The sequence below is a fragment of the Deltaproteobacteria bacterium genome (assembly GCA_016208165.1).
Lineage (GTDB): Bacteria > Desulfobacterota > Desulfarculia > JACQYL01 > JACQYL01 > JACQYL01.
Window position 1 is genome coordinate 54,155 of record JACQYL010000036.1, and the last position, 22,264, is coordinate 76,418.

The window sequence follows — 22,264 nt, forward strand, 5'->3', positions numbered from 1 at the left end:
TTCCTTTGGAGGATTTTTGTCAAATGACTTCTTGACATTCGGGCGCATTGCTTTTAAATTAAGCGCGAAAAAATCACACGGCTTGGATCCACATCGTTGGACCGAGACCCCTTTCATCGCTTCCGGAAGGGTTTTAGGCTGGACTGATCGACACCGGCACTGAAGCAGACTCCATCCGGAATGAACAAAGGCGGCCTTCCGGTGCAACGAAATCGGGAGGTTTTTTTATGGAAGTGATCAAAGACGTCCAGGAAATGCGTCAATGGTCTATTTCCTTTCGGCAAAATGGGGGAAGCATCGGCTTCGTTCCCACGATGGGTTTTCTGCACGAAGGCCACGTGAGCCTGCTGAAAGCGGCCAGGGAACGGTGCGACGCTCTGGTCGTCAGTATTTTTGTCAATCCGACCCAGTTTGGACCCAGCGAAGACCTCTCCCAATATCCACGCGACCTGGATAGAGACCTGACCCTTACTCGTGAAGTGGGCGCGGATATCGTGTTTTTCCCGGACGTATCGCAGATGTACCCGCCGGGATTTCAGACCTATGTTCAGGTGGAAGAGCTGAGTCGGGGACTCTGCGGGACGGACAGGCCCACCCACTTCAGGGGAGTGGCCACCGTAGTCGCCAAACTGTTTAATCAGGTCCTTCCCGATCAGGCCTTTTTCGGTGAGAAGGATTATCAGCAGCTCGCCGTGATCAAGCGCATGGCGAAAGATCTCGACATGGGCGTGGAAGTCATCGGTTGCCCCATTGTCCGGGAGCCGGACGGCCTGGCCATGAGTTCGAGAAACGTCTACCTGAATACCAAAGGCCGGAAAGCGGCTCTCTGCCTGCGTCGCTCCATTCGGAAAGCGCAGGAGCTGGTGCGAAGCGGAAACAGAGAGTCGTCCTGGATTCTTCAGGAAGTAACCAACATCATAGCAACTGAACCATTGGTTCAGCTTATATACGCCGAGATCCGCCATCCGGAATCATTGGACCCCCTCGATCATATTGACCCAAGGGGGGTGTTGTTGCTGGCAGCGCGGGTCGAAAATACACGATTGATTGACAACGGCTACTTGCCGGAATGAGGACCAGCCCATGCGACGGACCATGTTTAAGTCGAAACTCCACCGCGTCAAGGTCACCGAAGCGGATCTGCACTATGAAGGCAGCTGCGCCATAGATCTGGATTTGATGGAAGCGGCGGACATCCTCCCCTACGAGATGATACAGATCTATAATATCAATAACGGTGAGCGCTTCGAAACGTACGCCATAGAAGGTGAACGAGGCTCGGGCGCCATCTCTTTGAACGGAGCCGCCGCCCGAAAAGGCCAACCCGGGGACTTGATCATTATTGTCACCTTCGTCCATCTGGACGAGGAGGAAGTGCGGACCCATAAGCCGACAGTGGTGTTCGTGGACGAGCACAATCGAATCCCCTCCGCCAAACGCGAGATGAAATCCATTTAACGTCCTTATAAACTCCGCGCTTTTCCGGAGTGCAGGCAGTTTTCGCTTGTTCGTTTTCAATCCTGTCCGAGGGGGTGCGGCGTTTCTTCGAGGTTGTTAGGGCTTCGAACAAACACCGGTTGCCGTCGTACGGTTCACTCGAACGGTCTTTTCCGGACACGGCAGGAAATTAGGATCGTTGTCCTGACCCAACGTTATTCACTAAAGACACGCGCTTTAAGAGCCCTGCCGCCCGTTCCCCGCCTTTTCCCTTGACGCGTGTCGGAATTTGTTGTCAAATACTTTTTTCTATCATTAATCAATACATTCCATTCGATCGGAGGCCCATATGATGCTTATTTCCACACGGCTGTTCACGTCGGAATCGGTCACGGAAGGACACCCGGACAAGGTTGCCGACCAGATCTCCGATGCTATTCTGGACGCCATCATCGCGGAGGACAAGAAATGCCGTGTAGCGTGCGAAACACTCGTCACCACCGGCGTGGCTTTTGTTGCAGGCGAGATCACTACGGACTGCTGGGTGGATATCCCCGCCATCGTCCGTAACACGATACAGGGTATCGGCTATAACGACTCCTCCATGGGGTTCGATTGGGAAACGTGCGGCGTAATCACGAGCATTGACAAGCAATCACCGGACATTGCCCTGGGGGTTAACGAGGGCAAAGAGAAGGAAATGGGCGCCGGCGACCAAGGATTGATGTTCGGTTATGCAACCAACGAGACCGAAGAACTCATGCCGCTCCCAATTTCGCTGGCGCATAAACTCGCCATGCGTTTGGCGAAGGTGCGAAAAAAAGGTGTCTTGAACTTCCTGAGGCCCGACGGAAAATCCCAGGTGACCGTGCAATACCTCAATGAAAATGACTGGCGCGTGGAGTCCATTGTACTTGCCGCTCAGCACTCTCCGGACGTTCGAACTACGACGTTGAGGGAAGCCCTGATCGAGGAAGTCGTCAAGAAGGTAATTCCCGCCGAACGGATGGACGGCGACACGAACGTGTTCATCAATGCTACAGGCCGTTTCGTGATCGGCGGACCGCATGGCGACTGTGGACTTACCGGGCGCAAAATCATCGTGGACACCTACGGCGGGCAGGGGAGCCACGGCGGCGGTTGTTTCTCGGGCAAAGACCCGACGAAGATGGATCGATCCGGCTCGTACATGGCGCGCTACATAGCCAAGAACATTGTGGCCGCCCATCTCGCGGATCGCTGCGAAATCCAGATTGCCTACGCGATCGGCATAGCTGAACCGGTATCAGTGATGATAGACACCTTCGGGACCGGTGCGATTCCGGACGAAAAACTGGTCAGACTGGTACAAGAGGAATTCCCCCTCAAGCCCAGACAGATTATCGATCATCTCGATCTTCTTCGCCCCATATACAAAAAGACGTCTTGTTACGGACATTTCGGAAGAACGGATCCTGAATTCACCTGGGAAAAAACGGACAAGGCGGAAATTCTGAAGGTCAAAGCTCGCTAACGAAAGGAAGGGATAGTGAAACACGACGTTAAAGACATCAACCTGGCCGATGTCGGCAAGTTGCGCACCGATTGGGCCTACCAGAGCATGCCCGTGCTCAACATAATTAGGGAACGATTCAAGAAGGAGAGGCCCCTCGAAGGCATCGCCGTTGCCGCTTGCCTTCATGTCACCACCGAGACGGCCAGCCTCATGTCCACTCTCAAGGCCGGTGGCGCAACCTTGTCGTTATGCGCATCGAACCCCTTGAGCACCCAGGACGACGTAGCCGCATACTTGGTGCGTTACGAAGATATTCCCGTGTTTGCGATCAAAGGTGAAGACAAAGAGACTTATTACAAACACGTCCATCAGGCGTTGGATATGGGCCCTCGGATGACGCTGGACGATGGAGCCGACCTGGTCTCGACGATCCATTCGGAACGAACGGACCTGATCGAGAACATCATCGGCGGAACCGAAGAAACCACGACCGGGGTGATTCGATTGCGAAGTATGGCCGCCGCCGGTGTGCTCAAGTACCCCATCATTGCGGTAAACGACGCTCTCACCAAGCATCTGTTCGACAACCGCTATGGGACCGGTCAAAGCACCATTGACGGCATTATCCGCGCTACCAACCGGCTCATCGCGGGCAGCACCTTCGTGGTTTGCGGATACGGATACTGCGGCAAGGGCGTAGCCAGACGCGCCCAAGGCATGGGAGCCAATGTGGTGGTGGTTGAAGTGAAGCCGTTGAGGGCCCTGGAAGCGGTCATGGACGGTTACCGTGTGCTTCCCATAGCAGAAGCCGCCCGAATCGGAGATTTTTTCTGTACGGTAACCGGCGACATATCCGTGATTCGGAAAGAGCATTTCAAACTCATGCAGGACGGGGCCATCGTCTGCAACTCGGGACACTTCAATGTCGAGATCGAGGTCGAGAGCCTCGCCTCGCTCGCTCGCGACCGGCGCACGATCAGGGATTTCGTGGAAGAGTTCACACTGGAAAACGGCCGAAGAATCTATCTCCTGGGCGAAGGCCGTCTGATCAACCTCGCCGCGGCTGAAGGACATCCTTCCAGCGTAATGGACATGAGTTTCGCCAACCAGGCCTATTCCGTTGAGTATTTATCCATACACGCGGGTGAACTGAAAAGTGAAGTCATACCGGTACCGACGGACATAGACAACGAAGTGGCTCGGCTCAAGCTCGCCGCCATGGGCATCCGTATCGACAAACTGACGCCGGAACAGGAAACGTACTTGAATTCATGGCAAATGGGGACGTGAGGATCCTTCTGTAATGCGGAAAACGACGGGGCGACGGAGAACGATCGCCCCGTCGCTTTTTTCAGAGCGGAAGCACTACCAGCGAATCAATGCGCTGCCCCAGGTAAGCCCGCCCCCAAAGGCCGTCAACAATGCCAGATGATCTTTCCGGATACGGCCATCCCGAACAGCCTCGTCCAAGGCGATTGCAACACTGGCCGAAGAGATGTTGCCGTACTTCTCTATGGTAAGCACCATTTTCTCCATCGGCAATTCGATCCGCTTGGCCAGACTCTGGAGCATGCGAAGATTGGCCTGATGAGGAATTACCCAGTCGATGTCTTCGATGGATACGTGGTTGGCTTCCAGAGCCTCGTAACAGGAATCCGCAAAATGCTTGACAGCCACACGCACCGTGGTGTTGGCCGCAATCAGGCGAAGAAAGTGACGCTTTTCATCCACGCTCCGGTGTCCGATCGGTGTCGTAAGAGAACCCCCGCCGGGCAGCAAAAGGTTCATCCCATTGGCTCCGTCCGTATGGACGTGGCTGGAGAGAAGTTGCGGGCCCCCCGGGTCCCGCCTCAACACAACCGCCGCGGCTCCATCGCCCCAAAGGATGCAACTGCTTCTGTCGGTCCAGTCCACGGTTCTGGTCATGACCTCGGACGCCACCACAAGCACGGTTTTCGCCGCGCGCGACTTCAGGTATTGCTGAGCAACGTTCAACGCGAAGATAAACCCCGAACAGGCGGCGCTTACATCGAACGTCAGGGCCCTTGGAATATCCAGCTTGGCCTGCAGGAAGTTCGCCGCCGCAGGACAACACATATCCGGGGTAATCGTGGCGAATATTACGAGATCCAGCTCACTCTTGTCGATTCCGGCCGCGTCCAAAGCGTGAAGGCTCGCATGATGAGCGAGGTCGGACGAAGCCTGGTCTTCCGCCGCCACCCGACGTTCCAAAATGCCGGTTCGCTGATGGATCCATTCGTTTGTCGTGTCTAACGTCTTCTCCAAATCGAAATTGGACAACACGCGATCGGGAACATATGAGCCTGTTCCCAAGATCCGAATTTCCGAGTCCTTCTGACGCACTTCATCCGGTGTCGGCACGACAGGCTCCTTAGACTTGCTTGATTCACCCCGAACGTTCTTTCCTGCACGGCTTTGGCAACGCGTTTGGAAACAAGGCGCCACTCCTTCCAAAAATATTAGCAGATCGTCTCAACGATATACCAGCCCGACGTTACGCCTCACCTTGTCCAAAGTTATCGATGCTATGGCCCGGGCCTTGTCCGCTCCCTTGCTGAGCACCTCATGCACATAGTCCAGGTTCCGAGCCAGCTCCTCCCTTCGCTTGCGAAAGGGCTCGAAATACGCCCAGATTCTTTCCAGAAGTTCTTTCTTGACATCACTGTATTTCAGTCCCGGTGCACGGTATCGAGCTTCGAGCCGCTCCAGCTCTTCCGGGGTCGCGAACGGACGATAGATGGCAAACAAGTTGCATGTGTCGGGATTTTTGGGTTGGTCCACCGGCGTCGAGTCTGTAACGATCCTCATGACGGTCTGCTTCAACTGGCTGCGGCCGGCGAAAAGTTCAATCGTATTCCCATAGGACTTGGACATTTTTTTGCCGTCAATGCCCGGAATCACGGCCAGATCCTCGCAGATTTCCGGCTCCGGCAGAACAAACGTTTCTCCGAACTGGAAATTGAACCGTATCGCAATGTCCCGGGTAACCTCTACATGCTGCTTCTGATCCCTGCCCACGGGTATGACATTGGCCTGATACAGCAGGATGTCGGCCGCCATCAAGACGGGATAGGCGAACAGCCCGTGGTTGGGAATCAGTCCCTTGGCAACCTTGTCCTTGTAGGAATGGCAGCGTTCGAGAAGCCCCATGGGAGTGATGGTCGAAAGGATCCACGTGAGTTCGGTCACTTCGGGCACATCCGATTGCACCCAGAACACGCACCGATCCGGGTCCAGGCCCAGCGCCAGGAAATCCAAAGCCGCCGCCAGGGTACCCTCCCGTAGGGTCTTCGCCTCTGAAACCGAGGTCATGGCATGGTAGTTAACAATAAAAATAAACGTTTCGTGCTTCGTGTGATAATCGAGCATGGGTTTCATCATACCGAAATAATTACCGATATGCAGATTTCCCGAAGGTTGGATTCCGGACAGTACGCGCATGTATTCTTCCCTTGGTCCTGGTGTGTCTACGCTCGAGGCGCTGTTATTGGAATCAGTAATGAAAATAGACTATATTCGTGCCTGGCTGGAGTCAAATGCCTTATGCCAAAAAGTACCCTCTGGGGTGAGATTGGGATACACCAGGGGACCTTGAATTGGCAAGACAAAATCGTGTAATCTGGTTGGTGGATTCGGTTCCGAAGGGCGAAAAAGTCCTGTCTTCCGTGCTTTCGGATTCCGAGTTCCGGCCCCCGGGACCGAGAACGCCGCCTCGCTGCTCCGGCTCGTGTCTGGTCGAGCGTGGCGGGACCGCGGCTCCCCCGGTGCAATAAACGTTCAATCGGCCGACGGCGCGCTCGTCATTTCGGCCACGATCGGAAGCTTTTTTATTGCTCTCACACCTTTCCATACAGAACTTCGCCATCATTGACGCCCTGGAACTTTCGTTCTTTCCCGGCCTCAATGTGATCACCGGCGAGACCGGGGCCGGAAAGTCCATCATTCTAAACGCCGGGCATCTTCTACTTGGGGAACGGCCGTCTTCGGACCTGATACGTACGGGAGAGAAGTCGTTACGAGTGGAGGCTCTGTTTTCCCTGCCGGCGACGATACAGCAATCGACGGGCCCGGATCTCAGGAACGAGGATGAAGAGACCGAACTCGCGGTCAGTCGAGTGATCTATCAGGAGGGACCCAACAAGGTCTTTCTCAACGGGAGGCTGGCCACTGTGGCTATGTTGCAGGACCGGGTCCCCCGATTGATGAGCATCGTCGGACAACACGACCATCAGATCCTGCTTCATCGCGACGCCCACTTGGATATACTGGACGAGTACGGGGGATTGGCGAGTTCGAGGCAGCGCGTTGAAGGGCTCTTCCTCCGGCTGGGAAACCTGCACCAGCAAAAGCACCTTTTCTTGCGAAATCGCAGTCGGTTGGCCGAACAGAGAGAATTGCTGGAGTTCCAACTCAACGAGTTGGAATCCGCCCGCCCGACTCCTGAGGAAGACGTTCAGTTACTCGAGGAACGGGAGCGGCTCCGTCATGCGCGCACGCTTTACGAGCAAGCCCAGGGCAGCTATCACCTCTTGTACGACCGCGAAGACGCCCTGCTATCCTCCCTGGGCGCGATCGAATCGGGCTTGGCGCAAATGGCGAATGTGGACTCCTCTCTCCGAGCCACCAAAGAGCGGCTTCACAGCGCGATCATGGAACTGGAAGATGTGGCGCTGACGCTTAGGGATTACGCGGAAGGCATCGTATTCGATCCGGCTCGTATCGAGGTGGTGGAAGATCGTCTGTCCCGATTGGAGCGCTTGAAGAAGAAATACGGCCCGACACTCTCAGAGGTTTTCAGCCGAATGGAGGAAACCAGAAAGACGTTGAACGCCCTCCGGGACGATAACAGCAGCGGGACTCAACTGGACGTTCAAATCCGAAACACGGAAGAAGAACTGGCGAAGGAGGCGTTGGCGTTGTCCGACGTTCGAAAGCACAAAGCCGAGACGTTGGCCCGCGATGTTCGGGGCGAATTGAGTTCTCTCAGTATGCCCGGCATGGTCTTTCGCGTAGAGTTCGGCCGTATTCCTTCTTCTCAGAAAGGGGTCCTATCCTGTGGCGACCTGGTCTTCGGGCCATACGGCGTGGATGACGTCGAATTCATCATGGCGGCCAACCCGGGCGAGGATCTGCGACCGCTCAGCAGGATTGCATCGGGCGGCGAGCTCTCCCGGATACTTCTGTCCATTAAGCGCATTCTGGCGGGGACGGCTTCCGTCGAAACGCTGATCTTCGACGAAGTGGACGCGGGCATTGGTGGAACCATCGCCGAAACCCTGGGGAAGAAGCTCAAAGAGATCTCACGGTTTCATCAGGTGTTGTGCGTCACCCACCTCCCACAAATTGCCTGCTTCGCAGATCATCATTATAAAGTATTCAAAGAAGTCCTGGAAGGTCGGACGGTTACGAGGGTGGTGAGACTCGGTCCGGAGGAAAGGATCGCCGAAATCGCGCGCATGTTGGGCGGCAAGGAAGGTGACGACGCGGCCGTTGCCTACGCCTGCAAGATGATCGAACGTCTGAGCTGATCCTCTGAACCGAGCCGGTGCTCTTTGCATCGGGTGAGACGCCGGCCTATTCCGGCAGGCCCACGGAATCCCCGGGCTGCACCTCGACCTGATCCAAGGCTTCCGCCTGGCAGAAGTGTTCATCGCACGCGGTCAGGCGGACTTTTCCAACAGGCTTGCCCGGCATGAGGAACGTTTGCCCCAGATAGTTGGTCAATGGGGCGCCCGCGCGTAAGACGTCCAGGACCGCTCCACCGGCCAGCCCTACGTCTTTGCCGGAACTGATTTCAATGGCGCCGTCCTGGACCCTGACCACAAACGCCCTCCAATGCTGATCTTCGAGAGCATCCAAAACCTCCTCCGCCAAATCCTCAAGTGTATCGTCCAAAAGACCGGGCGGTGGCGTCAGGTTCTCTTTCAGGTAATCGCCCAAATTCTGGAATCGAGGATCAATCTTTACGGTCGAGGCGCCTTTGCCCTGAAAAAGCACGGTCCCCGTTTCGGTATCGATGAGCTGGATTTGAAGGAGAAGTCTGATGGTGGGAATCTCGTCACGGAACCCATAAACACCGAACTTTTCCAGATTGTAGGTCAATTCGGAAATGCTGCTCTTCAAGAAGGCGCTCACGCCCCATTTCCTGCCAAAGGCCATTATGGATTCAATGCTTTCCGACACGTTTTCTCCGGCGGACAATACGGCCAGAGAGTCGGGGTCCATCACCTTGAGCCACGGATCCTTCTGAATGATTTCCGTCATTTTGGCGCCCAGCGAGCCCACATACAGGTCCATTCCGTCGGAGCGGAAATAGGTTCTGTTGGCTACGCTCTCGACGGCGATCTTTTTCAGATAGATGCTTTCCGGGTCGCTCACCCAGTCTTTGGCCTTTTCCACCGTCGAACAACCCGTGAAACAGACGATCACCCATGCACCCAGAAACAGACACAATCTCACGTTGCTGCGAAACGACATCGCTGCTCCACCGGCTCAATAAGTAACCTTAAAATGATCAAATTCCCCGGCATAGGGTTCCCATTTTACTTCCACCCCGGTCACCCGAGCGGTCGGGGGTCCGCCAACCCGGCACCACTCGATCAGCCGCTCCACGGATCCCCGATCACCCTCCACCAAAGCTTCCACGTCTCCGTCGCGTCTGTTTCGGACCCACCCGGACACACCCAAACGCTGTGCTTCGTCGCGAGTGGAAGCCCTGAAAAAGACGCCTTGAACAAAGCCCCGGATCAGCAATCTGGCGCGCACCTTTTCCATGAAACGTCCCGATTCCTTACCGCTAAAATCGAGTTCCTGCAAACGGTACTCGGACGAGTCCCTTGAACACGACGGACCACCTCAGGCTCCTTCATTCTCGATCATGGCCTGCCGGATGGACTTTCCCACGCGGGATCTTATCAACTTATGGACGCCGGTTCAATTCAGTCTTGCGCGGACGCACACGCCTGCAAGGCCACATCCAGCGCCAATGCCCTCGAACGATGAAACCGCTCGTCCGAGAAGCCGTGTTTCCATTCGCCCGTGAACAGTTCATCGGAAACCACCAGGAGCCCCACCACCATTACCTTTCGAAAGAATGCGACCTTATACAGGGCGGACAACTCCATTTCTACGGCTACAGCGCCTCTCTTTCTCATAGCAGCCACCTTTTCCCGGGTTTCCCGATAAGGGGCATCCGTGCTCCACACAACTTCTTCCCGCAGTTTCAACGAATTCATATTTGCCGACCGGACCAGATCGGAGGCGAGTTGCCTCCCAGCCTCAATCTTGACCCCTTTCAACGGGTAGTGCCGTGAAGTCCCCTCGTCGCTGATCGCACTTCGAGCCAGGATCACGTCCCCGATCCGGACGTCTTCTCTGATCGATCCGCACCATCCTAAACAAAGGATTCGTCTGCACTTCATAGCCGCAATGTTTTCCAGCAGCATCGCTCCCTGCGGCGCCCCGAGGAAGGGTCCGGCCAGAGCGATGGGAACATCCCGGTATTCCGTCTTGTGGACTTCCATGAAGTTGAACAATGTTCTCACACGGGAGGAATTCAGCTTCTGCAGACACTCTCGAAAATCCAGAGGAACCGGCATCATGAGACCGTTGGGGGGCAAAACGACGTTGCGACGGCCCGACGTAGCTCGAACGATCGAAGTATCTTGCATGGCTGCACGGAATTCCTTTGAGGTATGGGACTGGAGCTGTTTCCTAACACAGCTCCTCTGCATTCTGCAAGCGTATGTTTTTGAACGGGGCTCTTCAAAACCGGGCACCGTTTGGACGACCATCTACCCTCACCCCGGGCGTTTATCGAAAAACGGTTTCACTGGTATGCTTCAGGGCTCATCTTCTTAGATTCGCCCGACAAACCAGGAATCGGATTGAGTCCGTCGTCCTCTGCTGAAGCGTGTCGAACGCCGTCGGCGAATGTCTTCATTCGGACTTCCGATAGTTCTTCGGATGTATAAGGGATTTCTGCAAGATCACGAAAAAACTGGTATACTATGGCTGCCTTACATGAAACCCTCAGGTGCGAAGTAGAAAGCAAAATGATATGATTTCCCTATATTCCTGATTGACCGTACCGCATTTTTCGGATATAGTGTTATATTCCATTTAGTATAAACAGATCAAGGACATAAGACGAATTCATGTTTTCGCTTTTGGAGAAATTGGGTAGATGGTTGATCTTCGAGATCAATCACGTGGGCAGGTCGGGCATTTTCCTGTCCTACGCGTTTCTGGGACTGTTCAAGCCGCCCTACAGGGTCTATCCTTTTCTCAAACAAATATACATTATCGGATCCCAGTCGATTTTTGTCATCTTTTTCACCGCGCTGTTTACCGGGATGGTACTGGGGCTGCAGGGCTTCTATACGCTGAGTAAATTCGGGTCGGAGGGACTGCTGGGCTCCGCGGTGGCGTTGAGCCTGATCCGCGAGCTCGGACCCGTATTGACGGCGCTGATGGTCACGGCTCGAGCCGGGTCCGCCATGTGCGCCGAAATCGGCATTATGCGGATTTCCGAACAGATTGACGCGCTCGAGTGCATGGCAATAGACCCCTTCCGTTACCTTATTGCACCCAAGCTCCTGGCCGGAATCCTCTCTGTGCCCCTTCTGAATTTCATCTTCAACGTGGTAGGCATTTTGGGAGGCTACCTGGTTGGAGTCAAGTTGCTCGGAGTGGAAGCCGGATCCTATTGGAACGGCATGGAGACCAGCGTCGTTTGGGAAGACATCAGCATGGGGCTTGTCAAATCCTTGGTCTTCGGTCTCGTCATCATCTGGGTTTGCACTTCTCGAGGTTTTTTCGTCCACTTGGACCGAACGGGCGGATTTGGCGCTGAAGGGGTCAGCCGGTCGACAACGGTTGCCGTGGTTCAATCGTCCGTCTCCGTGCTTCTCTGGGACTACTTATTGACAGCCGTATTATTGTAGGACCGCTACGAGAACATCTCGGACGTTCAGCGGATCGCTCACCAGCCGACAGTACCATACGTGCTGTGTACCTACTGCGAGGAATGACGGATGAGGAAGTTCAATGTTGAAACGGCCGTTGGCACGTTTGTTGTAGCTGGATTTCTTTGCTTTGCCTATCTTGCCATCAAACTGGGAGATGTCCATGTTTTTGGCAGAGAAGGGTACCATGTGACGGCTCGATTTTCCAGCGTCTCGGGACTCAAACAGGGAGCCCGAGTGGAAATAGCCGGCGTGGTCATCGGCAAGGTAACCAGTATCCGACTGGCCGACTACCAAGCGAAAGTCGATCTGCAAATCGAACCGGACGTTACCCTCCGGGGGGATGCCATTGCCTCTATTCGCACTCAGGGCATCATCGGAGACAAATTTGTGAAGATTTCACCCGGCGGTGCGGATGAAGAGATCAAAGACGGAGGCGAGATCCTGGATACCGAGGGCGCCATTAGCCTGGAAGAGCTCATCAGCAAATATATTTTTGAAAGCAAAAACAAATAGAAGTATTCAACATGGAGGGGAACATGAAACCTCGCCGCTTCTTTCTCTTTTTGGCGATCGGCGCCGTCGCATTTCTGACATGCATTCTGTCCGATGCCCGGGCCACGGAAACAGAGAAAAAGTTCACGCTCGATGAATGCGTTGAAATGGCGCTGAAATTCAGTCCTGAAATCAAAGAGACCAACCAGGATGTCGAAATTGCCCGCACCCGTCTCGACGAGGCGAAGGCCTATTTCTGGCCCCAACTAGAAGCTCTGGGACTGGCGGCGCCCGTATCCGACGCCAAGGGAAATCAGGTCGAATCCAGTTACAGCAGCGATCGAATTCAGGGCATCGGCCCCTTTGGAAGCATCGACGTGAGTTTGGTCCAACCTCTCTATACGTTTGGAAAATTGTCATCTGCAAAGGAGGCGGCCACGCACGGGATCAAAGTGGATGAGTCCCGGGTCCAACAAAAAGCCACGGACGTTGCGCTTCAAGTGAAGCAGTTTTACCATGGTATTGCTTTTGCCAATGACGGCGAGAAGCTGGTCAACGAGATAGATACGTACCTCGAAAGCGCTCTGAAAAGAACCCGAAAACTTCTGGAAGCCGAATCCGAGCACGCCACTCAGTTGGATCTGGACAAACTCGAAGCCTTCAAGGGCGTAGTCGAAAAGTATAGAAACAAAGCCGTAAAATCGAAGATCCTCGCTAAGGAAGCGCTTCGAGCGTATATGGGACTTCCCAGAGGAACAGAGATGGCCATTGTCGATGAAACGCTCGTGCCCATTGACGTGGACGTTCAAGAACTCGAACACTATATCCAGGAAAGCCAAACACTGCGCCCGGAGATCACCCAGCTGAAGGAAGGTCTCGCCGCCAAGGAAGCGCTGGTGGACGTGGCTGCCGCCGACTACTTCCCCACCCTTTTCGTCGGGGCCTTTTACTCCTACGCGTATGCGCCCGACCGCGACCGGGTCACCAATCCATGGATTTACGACTATGCCAACCACCAGGCGGGAGGCGTCGGAGTGGGGCTCAAATGGTCCCTCAATTTCGGTATTACCACGGCCAAAGTCGATCGGAGCAAGGCGGAGGTCCTCAAGCTGAAAAAGACACAGGATTTCGCTGAAACCGGGATCCCCCTTCAGGTGGAGCAGAGTTATCGCGATTTGATCGAGGCGCGAAAAAACATCGATGCCTTGGAAACGGCTCAGAAGGCGGCTCGGAAATGGATGGTCGGCGCCTCGTCCAACTATGATCTGGGCATAGGCACATCCAAAGACCTGGCGGACGCGGTAGTGGCTTACGGCACCATTAAAATGGACTATCTGACGTCCGTATACAACTTCAACATGGGATACGCCAACCTGGCTCAGGCATCCGGAACGAGCGTCTTGGAAGTGTCCAACAAGTACTAGCACCGGATGACGTATGTTTATTTAGCGTCGGTCCATGGGTGTTCGGGTGATCCTGTGTTGTCCCCAAGATTCGTCCGATCAACCCAAAACGATGCTCCGGCGCCCGTAGGATCCGGAGCGTTGTGAGGGAGACCTTCTAAGATCTGCTTCACTACATCCGAGTGATGACTGTTGGTGCAGCCGGGCCTTTTTTCGGCCGCCGGCGAACAGAGTTTACGGCTTACAGCCGCAAGAGCGCGGGACAGCTTGATTGCCGGCCCATGTGAGTCAGGCAAATCCCGCGGCGTCCCGAAAACGAAAGCCTCATGGCCATGGCCCAGTTTGAAGGAGGAAGCATGAGTCGACAAGCAATGCGAGCGGTGGGTTTCTTTTTTCTATGCATATGGCTGGCGGGTGTGGTGTCCGCTGCCGATCCCGCGGCCGAAGCGATGAAGCAGCTAAAGACCTCCATCGACCGGGTTCTGGAGGTGTTGAACGACAAGGAATTGGCCAAACCGGAACATGAGGCCGATCGGCGAAAGAGCATCACCGAAATCATTAAATCCCGGTTCGATTTCGAAGAGATGGCCAAACGCGCCATGTCCCGGCACTGGAAGGACCAGACTCCGGAACAGGCCAAATCATTTGTGGATCTGTTCACCGAGTTGCTTTCCGCGTCCTACATAGGAAAAATCGAAGCTTATACGGATGAAAATGTGCTCTATCACGACGCAATGAAGAAAGGACCCTATATCTGGATAAAAACCACGATTAAGGGCAAGGATGTAAACGTTCCTGTCGAATACCGTATGTTTTCGAGAGACGGCGAGTGGTTCGTATACGACGTGGTCATCGAGGAAGTGAGCCTGGTGAGCACCTACCGGGATCAATTCAATCAGACCATTTCGCGGGAATCCTACGACGCGTTGGTGAAAAAACTCCAAAACAAATTGAACGAGATCGAGGCCCTCGAAAAGGCCGGAAAGCCTGCATGAGGTCGCCTTTTTCCCGTTAAAGCCGCACGCGGCAGGAAACGATGATCGAGCCGGGGGAGGCGGGAGTCCACCTCGGGATTCAGCCCGACGAGTTTAAGGGCATCGGGCCTCGCCCATTTCCCCGCCTTCATCCCATCGTCGAACGATACCGATTCCTTTTTTACCCGAGCATCCAAACGCCATGAGATCGCATTGCATCCGATGCGGCGCCTGCTGCAGTACGGCGTCCCCGACCCTCCATCCTGAAGACCTGGATATCCTCCAACAAGAAGTCATCGCTTTCCGTGATCTGTTCACCCTGCGCAAGGGAGAAATGGTACACGACAATGTTCGGGGCCTGCTCATCACCCTGCCCGAGGAGATGATCAAGGTCAAAACGGACGCTTCCGGAGCCTGTCGATTCTATAACTCGAGGGACAAGGCCTGCGGGATCTACGATCATCGTCCCATTCAGTGCCGCGAACAAGCATGCTGGGACACCCAAGCCCTGGAACGAAGAAACCGGACGCCGCGCATCACTCGAAAAGAGCTTCTGACGGCGTATCCTTCGCTGATCCGTTTGATCGAGTCCCACGAAAACCGGTTCGGATTGTCCCAATTGGAAGAGTGTGTGAGAAGTCTGAGATCCGTCGAGGACGGCACTGCGCAACCGTTGATGGACCTGCTGAAATACGATTACGCTTTCCGAGCTTTTGTCAGGGATAAGATGGGCATACCTTTCGATGAGACGGACTTTTTGTTCGGCCGCCCCCTGATGGATCTTCTGCGGATGCACGGCCTGACAACGGAGACAAACGAGGAAGGCGCGTACGTGGTGAGACCGTTGCGTGCGAGGGCGCGCTAGGCGCCTGGTGTGTCTTGCCGATCAGGATAATCTGATAGGAAAGGGGGACGGGGTTGATTTTGTGCGTTTCCATTCTTCTTCAACGGACAGTCCATTATCCGAAGCAATCTGTCTGCCTCTGCCGACAGCCCGGCTGACAGCCGACTTGTTTATCTCGAGTTTCTTAGCCACCTCAGTTGCGAATCAGACCCCTAGCAAAACAGGGTGTTACGCCGTTCGATCCCTCGGCAGATGATGTGATGCAACGCTCCCGGCGCATCAATGCGTGCTTTTCGCGGCATGAGGTTTCTATATCATAGACCACGAAACAAAGAAACGCGCAAATTCAACCCCGTCCCCCTTTTCACGGCCTTCTCCATGTTCTTGCTTTCCCCGGGCTTCTTCGTTACAAAGGGCTACGCCCAGCGGGGCGGCATTTGAAATACGAGAGGTTTTCTTCATGAAAGCTCGAAACGACGTGCGCAACATCGCCATTATCGCCCACGTAGACCACGGCAAGACCACTCTGGTCGACGCCATGCTCTGGCAGAGCGGAACCTTCCGCGCGCATGAACAGGTGGCCGAACGGGTCATGGACAGTATGGACCTGGAACGGGAAAAGGGCATTACCATCATGGCCAAGAACACGGCCATCACCTACAAGGGGGTGAAGATCAACATAGTGGATACCCCCGGTCACGCGGATTTCGGCGGTGAAGTGGAGCGCGCCCTGAACATGGTGGACGGCGTCATGCTACTGGTCGATGCCTCCGAAGGTCCCCTGCCCCAGACCCGATTCGTTCTCAGCAAGTCCCTGGCCGCGGGTCTTCCGATCATTGTTGTGATCAACAAGATCGACCGGCCCGACCGGCGCATTGCCGAAGTGCTCGACGAAACCTACGATCTGCTCATCGACCTGGACGCCAAGGAGGAGCAGCTCGAATTCCCCGTACTGTATACCAACGCCAAGGCAGGCCTGGCCCTCACCGACCCGGACGGCGAAGGGCGTGACCTTCAACCGCTTTTCGAAGCCATCCTCAGCCATATCCCGGCGCCGGTGTGCGAGGAATCGGCGCCGCTGCAGTTCCTGGTCACCAACCTCGACTGGTCCGACTATGTGGGACGCATCGCGGTAGGAAAGGTGGTCAACGGGGTGCTGGCGCAGGGGTCAAGGGTCGCCCTCATGAAAAAGGGAGAATCGGCCGGCGTGTCGGCGCTGAGAGAACTCTACACCTTCTCGGGCCTCGAACGCGTCCCGGCCAAATCCGTTGCGGCCGGCGATATCGCAGCCGTGGCCGGGGTGGAAAACGCCTTTATCGGGGATACGTTCTGCGATCCCGAAGACCCGCACCCGCTTCCCGCCATCAGCGTGGAAGAACCCACCATGTCCATGGAATTTTCGGTGAACACTTCTCCGCTGTCCGGCGCCGAGGGTTCCATCCTCACCTCCCGCCGGATCAAAGCCCGGCTGGAAAAGGAGACGCTGTACAACGTATCGATAAGGGTGGCGCCGGGTGAGACGCCGGACGCCTTTGTGGTCAGCGCCAGAGGCGAACTGCAGTTGGCGGTGCTGGTGGAGACCATGCGTCGGGAGGGATTCGAACTCTCCCTGTCCACCCCCCGGATCATCACCAAGGAGATACATGGGGTGAAATCCGAGCCGCTGGAAATGGCGGTCATCGACGTGCCGGAAGGCTATGTGGGCGTCATCACCGAAAAAATGAGCGCCCGCCGGGGAAAGATGACCAAAATGGTGAACCACGGCAGCGGCCGCGTGCGGCTGGAATTCAAAATTCCCACTAGGGGACTTATCGGCTACCGGTCCCAGTTCCTCACCGACACCCGCGGCGAGGGGATCCTCACCACCCTGGTCATCGGACACACCCCCTACGCCGGAGATATCAGCGGCCGCACCAACGGCTCGCTTGTGTCCGACCGGTCGGGCAAGGCTGTCACCTACGCCATTTTCCACCTGCAGCCGCGGGGACAGATATTCGTAAAACCCAACGACCCCCTCTATCCCGGGCTGGTCGTGGGCGAAAACTCCCGCTCCCAGGACATAGCGGTCAACATGACCAAGGAAAAGAAGCTGACCAACATCCGCGCCGCCATGTCCGACGAGGCGCTGCGGCTCATCCCTCCCCGCACCTTCACCCTGGAACAGGCCATCGAATACATCAAGGACGACGAACTGGTGGAAGTGACCCCAAAATCTATACGATTACGGAAGAAGGGAAGAATCAAATAACCTGCCAAATGCCGGGTATAGCGAACATCGATTGATCCAGCCGCAGCGTGCTGTCCAAGGCCCGCACCCGCTGGGGTGTCAAGGCCTTCCAGTCCTTTTTTGACCGGATCGTCACCCAATGTGTTCAAGCCGGTCTTGTTTCGGACAAGAAGCTGTTTATGGATTCGAGCGATATCCAGGCCGACGCCTCCAACAATTCGGTGGTCAACACAGAAGATATCGGACACTGTTGTTTGTTTTTGTCGGGAAGGAATCGTGATCTTCTTTGGCGAAAGATCCCACCCTGCGACAAGCTCGGGGCAGGCCCTGCGACAAGCTCGGGGCAGGCCCTGCGACAAGCTCAGGGCAGGCCCTGCGGGAATAATCCGGGTTAGCGGGACAGGCCTAAACCAACGTTCGAGTTGGATTCATTCAAGAGGCGGATTTGTCGGCGCCGGTGGATGACGTCGCCCTGCTTCCGCCGGCCTTTCTTTATCAGCTCGAGTATTCATCAGGTATCGTTGACTTTTTCCCCGATAGAAAATCAGGCATGGGATGATTATTGTTGAGCGCCGGCCGAAAGGAAAGATATCAAAAAAGAAGACCCGACCCCGAAGTTCGCTTTTTACTCATGCAGCCTTTATAGGCTGCAAACCACTTACATCGAGGGACCGCTCCGCTTTCCATAAATCATATTGTAACTGCAGTCGCATCCACGCTTCCGGCGTACGGCCGAAAACCTTGGACAGTCTCAGGGCCATCTCCGGGCTAATCCCTGATCTTCCATTAAGAAGGCCCGAGAGCGTCTTTCGTGTAACTTTTAGGGCCTTGGCGGTATCGGTGACGGTCAAACCAAGGGGCTCAACACACATTTCTCTAATTATTTCGCCTGGATGTGGCGGATTATGCATACGCATGGCACTCATCTCTAATGATAATCCTCATAGTTTACGTCCACAGCGTCACCCTTTCTCGATTTAAAGGTAACGCGCCAATTACGGCTTATTTTCACAGCCCAGGTTCCTGCAGGCTTTCCTTTCAGTTCATGCGGATCTAATGCCGGCAGGTCCATATCCTCAATCGTTTCAGCAGTTTCAAGAAGGGCCGGTACGTATCGAAGGCGCGTCAAATGTTGGGGATTGACGCCTGAAGCCTTCCCTGATTCAAATAATTGTTTCAAGCCCTTGTGTTTGAATTTCTGAATCATTTTAACGTATTGTAACCCGATACGTTACAGGTGTCAAGCCTTGAAATAATTTTACACGTAACAATGTTGAGTTTCGCGTCGCTCTTCCCAATTGAGCATTGCGGGGAAGCAAGATGTCAAGAAAAACCAGACCCCATAGTTCTCGCCGGATTTGGGGCGTATCCGGAGGCATGAACAACCACGGAAGATGTTACGCCGTTCGATCCCTCGGCAGATGATGTGATGCAACGCTCCCGGCGCATCAATGCGTGCTTTTCGTGGTGTGAGGTTTCTATATCACAGGCGATCAAACAAAGAAACGCGCAAATTCAACTCTGTCCCCCTTTTGCCCGGCAAGAAGCATGGAATCGTGTTGATTTTAGAGAACGAAACCGACCGCAAGTATTTTATTCGGTTGAATTCGGTGATTATGTATTACGGGTTGGATATGGACGTGTGGGAGGTGCGGTGGCGACATTAGGTTATGTCAATTTGAAAGTGCGACTATGGCAACTACCAGAGCAATTAAAGCTATAAGGCCGGTTATTACCTGAATATTATAACTTGCTCTGTCTATTCTACTTATCGGTGTTATTTCCTTTAAACCTTGTTCACATTCAGTAACACAATTTTCGAAATGCGTCATAGCCTCTGCTTTATTTGCAGTCCTTTTCTCTCTTCCTATATCGAATTGGCGTAAGGCGTTTTTTCGATATTCATCTGCATTACCTATACTATGAAAGAAGCCAGCTCTATCAATTCTATCTGTGAGATCATTTAGCAGTTCGCCAGCAAGGTATTCGTATCCATTTACATCTAAATTTGATAGATGATGTTCAGCTTGATCAAGCTGTTTGACAAAGTTATCAACATCAGGATCCGGATCCTCGCTTAGAAAAAACAATGCCTCGTTTAGATGGCTAAACGAATGTCGTAGATTTTCATAGTATTTAGCATTTGTGATGACAAACCCGGTCTTGCTCTCAATCCTGTTCTTATTTCTCTCCACCTGCCTAAAAATGGACACAAGATACTGGATTTTCTCCCTAATCTCTTTGTCCACAACGCGGTCCTTTTACCCAATTAGAGTATGGAGTAATCTCTTAAGGAAACTTACCTTTCTACGCACTTTTATAGTGCCCTCGTTTACACGAATCCGGCCATACGAATGAAAATTGCCCTTTCTCATTATCGTGTTTCTTCTGTGCGGTTTCAGATAGGCATTTGCTGAGTGCAGAAACTCATTTTCCGGGAACCCACCTTTTTGCCTTTGTTGTATAGCTCTTTCCATAACAGTCCTCCTTCCGCACCCCAGCCTCACATTTCACGGCTAAATAAAAAAAGGGCTGACACATTCCTCAACCCTTCCCCCACCTTCCGACTTTTGGCCGTAACGAGTCACAACCCGTCTCTCGCTAACCCTTTATTGGTTGCCTTGCGCATAGACAACCCATTAGCCTCTATATCGACCAGGACTTATTTAAACGTCACATTATACGGTCTTGACAGCGCAAGTCAAGCAAAAAACTCAACATTTCTCGAAGCCAAAATGTTAAAATCCAGCCTGATGGGCCGTAGATTTATGTTTCACCCCAACGCTTACAATCATAATATAGCTAAAGTACTTGTTTTTTGATCTGTCCAAATACCCCACCACGCGAGGAATGTCAACTGATCCTTTCCCTCAAAAAACAGAGTGCTCCTGCGGGTTATGAACTCTCATTTATCTTGTTTATAATGATAGTTCAAACGCAGGGAAGGTTTACCGTGAAAGAAGAGACCGGCAGGATCGAGGAACGCGTGGACGCCCCCGCGAGATTCCTCCGTAACGCGTTCCGCTGTGGCCTGGTCGGGATTTATAAGTTTTGGCAAGTATAGGAAAGGGGGACGGGGTTGATTTTGTGCATTTCTATTCTTCAACGGACAGTCCATTATCCGAAGCAATCTGTCTGCCTCTGTAGACAGCCCGGCAGATCGCCGATCACCCCAGGCTCATGTTTCTCTCTCCCTCGATTGGGGGATCATAGCCCACGCATAACAGGGCGTTGCGGTCTCGCCCAGCAGTTTCGCCAGGCGTTCGACAAACCGAATTCTGTCGGTATCGTCACGGAACATGTTACGCCGTTCGATCCCTCGGCAGATGATGTGATGCAACGCTCCCGGAGCATCCATGCGTGCTTTTCGCGGCATGAGGTTTCTGTATCTTAGACTACAAAACAAAGAAACGCGCAAATTCAACCCCGTCCCCCTTTCCGCGCACGTCCCCCTTTCCCCGCACGTCCCCCTACCGTAGGGGCAGGCCCCCGTGCCTGCCCTTTTTCCGGGCGGTCCCGCCCTGGCGGGAGGGCCACGCCCCTACCGCCAATACCCTTGCCACGGCATAGTCAGCGCATCTATCGGGATAAGTGAGAAAAACGCTTCTCGGCAGACCGCTATTTCGTTGTTGCCATTGCGCTTTGCGGCTGAGACTTACTCCTTGGACGATGCGCCGGAGAACCACAAAGCATCCCCTCCACGCTGATGTCTTCATCTATGTCCGGCCAGCGGATGCATAGCCCGTCTCCGATAATCTCGAAGTTCCCACGCTGGTCGGGAGTTGCCTCTGAAAGCCGCCAAGACCATGCAAGAGGGACACTGATCGTCCGCCCGTCCACAAGGTGGGCCATAATCTCATCTTCAGTGATTTGGATGGTCAATAGCCTTGGTTCGATCACATTAACCGCAATGCTCATTCCATGCCTCCAAAATAGGAAAGGGGGACGGGGTTGATCTTGTGTAGCGTTGACAATAAGCACTCGGCGGAGCCAGTCGGCTGCATGGCAGGCTCATGCTCCAGCATAGCCCTCCGTCAATTGCCTCCCTCCTATGGGAAAGAAATACTCATCTCTTTCAAAGGTAACCTCAATCCGCGCGGCCAAGGACATGGAAAAACACCTCGAACTTGGTTCCGCGTCGACTCACGGGCTGGGTTGGGCCCGCTTTCTACCGTAGCGTGTGTTGCCGCTGATACACGCGAGTAAACGGAAGATTTCATGGGCGTCTCCTATTATCCTGAAAAAATCCTCATTTCTTAGGTAGTGTCTGTCCATAAAGACCCGATTTCGGACTTATAATTGGGGTCGGGATCGGTGGTTGCCGGCCCCATAGAATGATCTATTGGGTGTGCCGATGCTTTCCGGCTTCATTCGTCAATACAGGCGGCTATGATGACACACG

General features: G+C 54.1%; 21 protein-coding genes. 11 read left to right on the top strand and 10 right to left on the bottom strand.

Annotation, left to right across the window (positions count from 1 at the left end):
- The first annotated feature begins 227 nt into the window (after positions 1-227).
- The 4 genes from HY788_08155 to HY788_08170 all read left to right on the top strand — a co-directional run bounded on the left by HY788_08155 (position 228) and on the right by HY788_08170 (position 4,222).
- Positions 228-1,073 carry a pantoate--beta-alanine ligase gene (locus HY788_08155; protein ID MBI4774136.1) on the top strand — a complete coding sequence of 282 codons (846 nt, stop codon included), beginning with the start codon at positions 228-230 and terminating at the stop codon, positions 1,071-1,073.
- Between the two features lie 10 nt (positions 1,074-1,083).
- The gene (locus tag HY788_08160) at positions 1,084-1,458 is read left to right on the top strand and encodes an aspartate 1-decarboxylase (GenBank protein ID MBI4774137.1); all 375 of its coding nucleotides are present in this window, start codon (positions 1,084-1,086) and stop codon (positions 1,456-1,458) included.
- 331 nt (positions 1,459-1,789) lie between these two features.
- Positions 1,790-2,950 (top strand): methionine adenosyltransferase, encoded by a 1,161-nt coding sequence (locus HY788_08165; GenBank protein MBI4774138.1) that lies wholly within the window; start codon positions 1,790-1,792, stop codon positions 2,948-2,950.
- A 15-nt stretch (positions 2,951-2,965) separates the two neighbouring features.
- Positions 2,966-4,222 carry an adenosylhomocysteinase gene (locus HY788_08170; GenBank protein ID MBI4774139.1) on the top strand — a complete coding sequence of 419 codons (1,257 nt, stop codon included), beginning with the start codon at positions 2,966-2,968 and terminating at the stop codon, positions 4,220-4,222.
- A gap of 75 nt (positions 4,223-4,297) precedes the next feature.
- Here HY788_08170 and HY788_08175 read toward each other — a convergent pair whose 3' ends face one another.
- Both HY788_08175 and trpS read right to left on the bottom strand, forming a co-directional pair.
- Entirely contained in the window at positions 4,298-5,275 is a 978-nt protein-coding gene (locus HY788_08175) for a ketoacyl-ACP synthase III (protein MBI4774140.1), read from the bottom strand.
- Positions 5,276-5,425: 150 nt separating this feature from the next.
- Positions 5,426-6,394, bottom strand: a complete 969-nt coding sequence (trpS, locus tag HY788_08180) for a tryptophan--tRNA ligase (protein MBI4774141.1) — start codon at positions 6,392-6,394, stop codon at positions 5,426-5,428.
- 389 nt (positions 6,395-6,783) lie between these two features.
- Between trpS and recN the strand changes: the two genes are divergently transcribed.
- Positions 6,784-8,481, top strand: coding sequence for a DNA repair protein RecN (gene recN / locus HY788_08185; protein MBI4774142.1), 1,698 nt, complete (start codon positions 6,784-6,786; stop codon positions 8,479-8,481).
- A gap of 46 nt (positions 8,482-8,527) precedes the next feature.
- On the opposite strand, the gene HY788_08190 is transcribed toward recN, so the two are convergent.
- The 3 genes from HY788_08190 to HY788_08200 all read right to left on the bottom strand — a co-directional run bounded on the left by HY788_08190 (position 8,528) and on the right by HY788_08200 (position 10,623).
- Positions 8,528-9,430, bottom strand: coding sequence for a hypothetical protein (locus tag HY788_08190; GenBank protein MBI4774143.1), 903 nt, complete (start codon positions 9,428-9,430; stop codon positions 8,528-8,530).
- Between the two features lie 15 nt (positions 9,431-9,445).
- A complete protein-coding gene (locus tag HY788_08195) occupies positions 9,446-9,727 on the bottom strand; it encodes an acylphosphatase (GenBank protein ID MBI4774144.1) in 282 nt (93 codons plus the stop codon).
- A 164-nt stretch (positions 9,728-9,891) separates the two neighbouring features.
- Positions 9,892-10,623 carry a nucleoside phosphorylase gene (locus HY788_08200; GenBank protein MBI4774145.1) on the bottom strand — a complete coding sequence of 244 codons (732 nt, stop codon included), beginning with the start codon at positions 10,621-10,623 and terminating at the stop codon, positions 9,892-9,894.
- A 486-nt stretch (positions 10,624-11,109) separates the two neighbouring features.
- Here HY788_08200 and HY788_08205 point away from each other — a divergent pair, with 486 nt between their 5' ends.
- The 6 genes from HY788_08205 (at position 11,110) to typA (ending at position 17,883) form a co-directional block, all read left to right on the top strand.
- Positions 11,110-11,898 (top strand): ABC transporter permease, encoded by a 789-nt coding sequence (locus HY788_08205; protein ID MBI4774146.1) that lies wholly within the window; start codon positions 11,110-11,112, stop codon positions 11,896-11,898.
- A 90-nt stretch (positions 11,899-11,988) separates the two neighbouring features.
- Positions 11,989-12,435, top strand: coding sequence for an outer membrane lipid asymmetry maintenance protein MlaD (gene mlaD / locus HY788_08210; protein MBI4774147.1), 447 nt, complete (start codon positions 11,989-11,991; stop codon positions 12,433-12,435).
- Positions 12,436-12,458: 23 nt separating this feature from the next.
- A complete protein-coding gene (locus HY788_08215; protein MBI4774148.1) occupies positions 12,459-13,838 on the top strand; it encodes a TolC family protein in 1,380 nt (459 codons plus the stop codon).
- A 335-nt stretch (positions 13,839-14,173) separates the two neighbouring features.
- Entirely contained in the window at positions 14,174-14,812 is a 639-nt protein-coding gene (locus HY788_08220; protein ID MBI4774149.1) for an ABC transporter substrate-binding protein, read from the top strand.
- 181 nt (positions 14,813-14,993) lie between these two features.
- Positions 14,994-15,656: a YkgJ family cysteine cluster protein gene (locus HY788_08225; GenBank protein MBI4774150.1), complete on the top strand. Its 663-nt coding sequence runs from the start codon at positions 14,994-14,996 to the stop codon at positions 15,654-15,656.
- Between the two features lie 439 nt (positions 15,657-16,095).
- A complete protein-coding gene (gene typA, locus HY788_08230) occupies positions 16,096-17,883 on the top strand; it encodes a translational GTPase TypA (protein ID MBI4774151.1) in 1,788 nt (595 codons plus the stop codon).
- A gap of 608 nt (positions 17,884-18,491) precedes the next feature.
- Here typA and HY788_08235 read toward each other — a convergent pair.
- The 5 genes from HY788_08235 to HY788_08255 all read right to left on the bottom strand — a co-directional run bounded on the left by HY788_08235 (position 18,492) and on the right by HY788_08255 (position 21,780).
- Positions 18,492-18,779: a HigA family addiction module antidote protein gene (locus HY788_08235; GenBank protein ID MBI4774152.1), complete on the bottom strand. Its 288-nt coding sequence runs from the start codon at positions 18,777-18,779 to the stop codon at positions 18,492-18,494.
- An 11-nt stretch (positions 18,780-18,790) separates the two neighbouring features.
- Positions 18,791-19,069 (bottom strand): type II toxin-antitoxin system RelE/ParE family toxin, encoded by a 279-nt coding sequence (locus tag HY788_08240; GenBank protein MBI4774153.1) that lies wholly within the window; start codon positions 19,067-19,069, stop codon positions 18,791-18,793.
- Between the two features lie 466 nt (positions 19,070-19,535).
- The gene (locus tag HY788_08245) at positions 19,536-20,111 is read right to left on the bottom strand and encodes a hypothetical protein (GenBank protein MBI4774154.1); all 576 of its coding nucleotides are present in this window, start codon (positions 20,109-20,111) and stop codon (positions 19,536-19,538) included.
- A 929-nt stretch (positions 20,112-21,040) separates the two neighbouring features.
- The gene (locus tag HY788_08250; GenBank protein ID MBI4774155.1) at positions 21,041-21,238 is read right to left on the bottom strand and encodes a hypothetical protein; all 198 of its coding nucleotides are present in this window, start codon (positions 21,236-21,238) and stop codon (positions 21,041-21,043) included.
- A 242-nt stretch (positions 21,239-21,480) separates the two neighbouring features.
- Positions 21,481-21,780, bottom strand: coding sequence for a DUF2442 domain-containing protein (locus HY788_08255; protein MBI4774156.1), 300 nt, complete (start codon positions 21,778-21,780; stop codon positions 21,481-21,483).
- Positions 21,781-22,264 lie beyond the last annotated feature (484 nt).

Coding starts and splice junctions, on each gene's coding strand:
- HY788_08155 (MBI4774136.1), top strand. CDS start 228: ATGGAAGTGATCAAAGACGTCCAGGAAATGCGTCAATGGTCTATTTCC.
- HY788_08160 (MBI4774137.1), top strand. CDS start 1,084: ATGCGACGGACCATGTTTAAGTCGAAACTCCACCGCGTCAAGGTCACC.
- HY788_08165 (MBI4774138.1), top strand. CDS start 1,790: ATGCTTATTTCCACACGGCTGTTCACGTCGGAATCGGTCACGGAAGGA.
- trpS (MBI4774141.1), bottom strand. CDS start 6,394: ATGCGCGTACTGTCCGGAATCCAACCTTCGGGAAATCTGCATATCGGT.
- HY788_08190 (MBI4774143.1), bottom strand. CDS start 9,430: ATGTCGTTTCGCAGCAACGTGAGATTGTGTCTGTTTCTGGGTGCATGG.
- HY788_08195 (MBI4774144.1), bottom strand. CDS start 9,727: ATGGAAAAGGTGCGCGCCAGATTGCTGATCCGGGGCTTTGTTCAAGGC.
- HY788_08200 (MBI4774145.1), bottom strand. CDS start 10,623: ATGCAAGATACTTCGATCGTTCGAGCTACGTCGGGCCGTCGCAACGTC.
- HY788_08205 (MBI4774146.1), top strand. CDS start 11,110: ATGTTTTCGCTTTTGGAGAAATTGGGTAGATGGTTGATCTTCGAGATC.
- mlaD (MBI4774147.1), top strand. CDS start 11,989: ATGAGGAAGTTCAATGTTGAAACGGCCGTTGGCACGTTTGTTGTAGCT.
- HY788_08215 (MBI4774148.1), top strand. CDS start 12,459: ATGAAACCTCGCCGCTTCTTTCTCTTTTTGGCGATCGGCGCCGTCGCA.
- HY788_08220 (MBI4774149.1), top strand. CDS start 14,174: ATGAGTCGACAAGCAATGCGAGCGGTGGGTTTCTTTTTTCTATGCATA.
- HY788_08225 (MBI4774150.1), top strand. CDS start 14,994: ATGAGATCGCATTGCATCCGATGCGGCGCCTGCTGCAGTACGGCGTCC.
- typA (MBI4774151.1), top strand. CDS start 16,096: ATGAAAGCTCGAAACGACGTGCGCAACATCGCCATTATCGCCCACGTA.
- HY788_08235 (MBI4774152.1), bottom strand. CDS start 18,779: ATGCGTATGCATAATCCGCCACATCCAGGCGAAATAATTAGAGAAATG.
- HY788_08240 (MBI4774153.1), bottom strand. CDS start 19,069: ATGATTCAGAAATTCAAACACAAGGGCTTGAAACAATTATTTGAATCA.
- HY788_08250 (MBI4774155.1), bottom strand. CDS start 21,238: ATGCCGCGAAAAGCACGCATGGATGCTCCGGGAGCGTTGCATCACATC.
- HY788_08255 (MBI4774156.1), bottom strand. CDS start 21,780: ATGAGCATTGCGGTTAATGTGATCGAACCAAGGCTATTGACCATCCAA.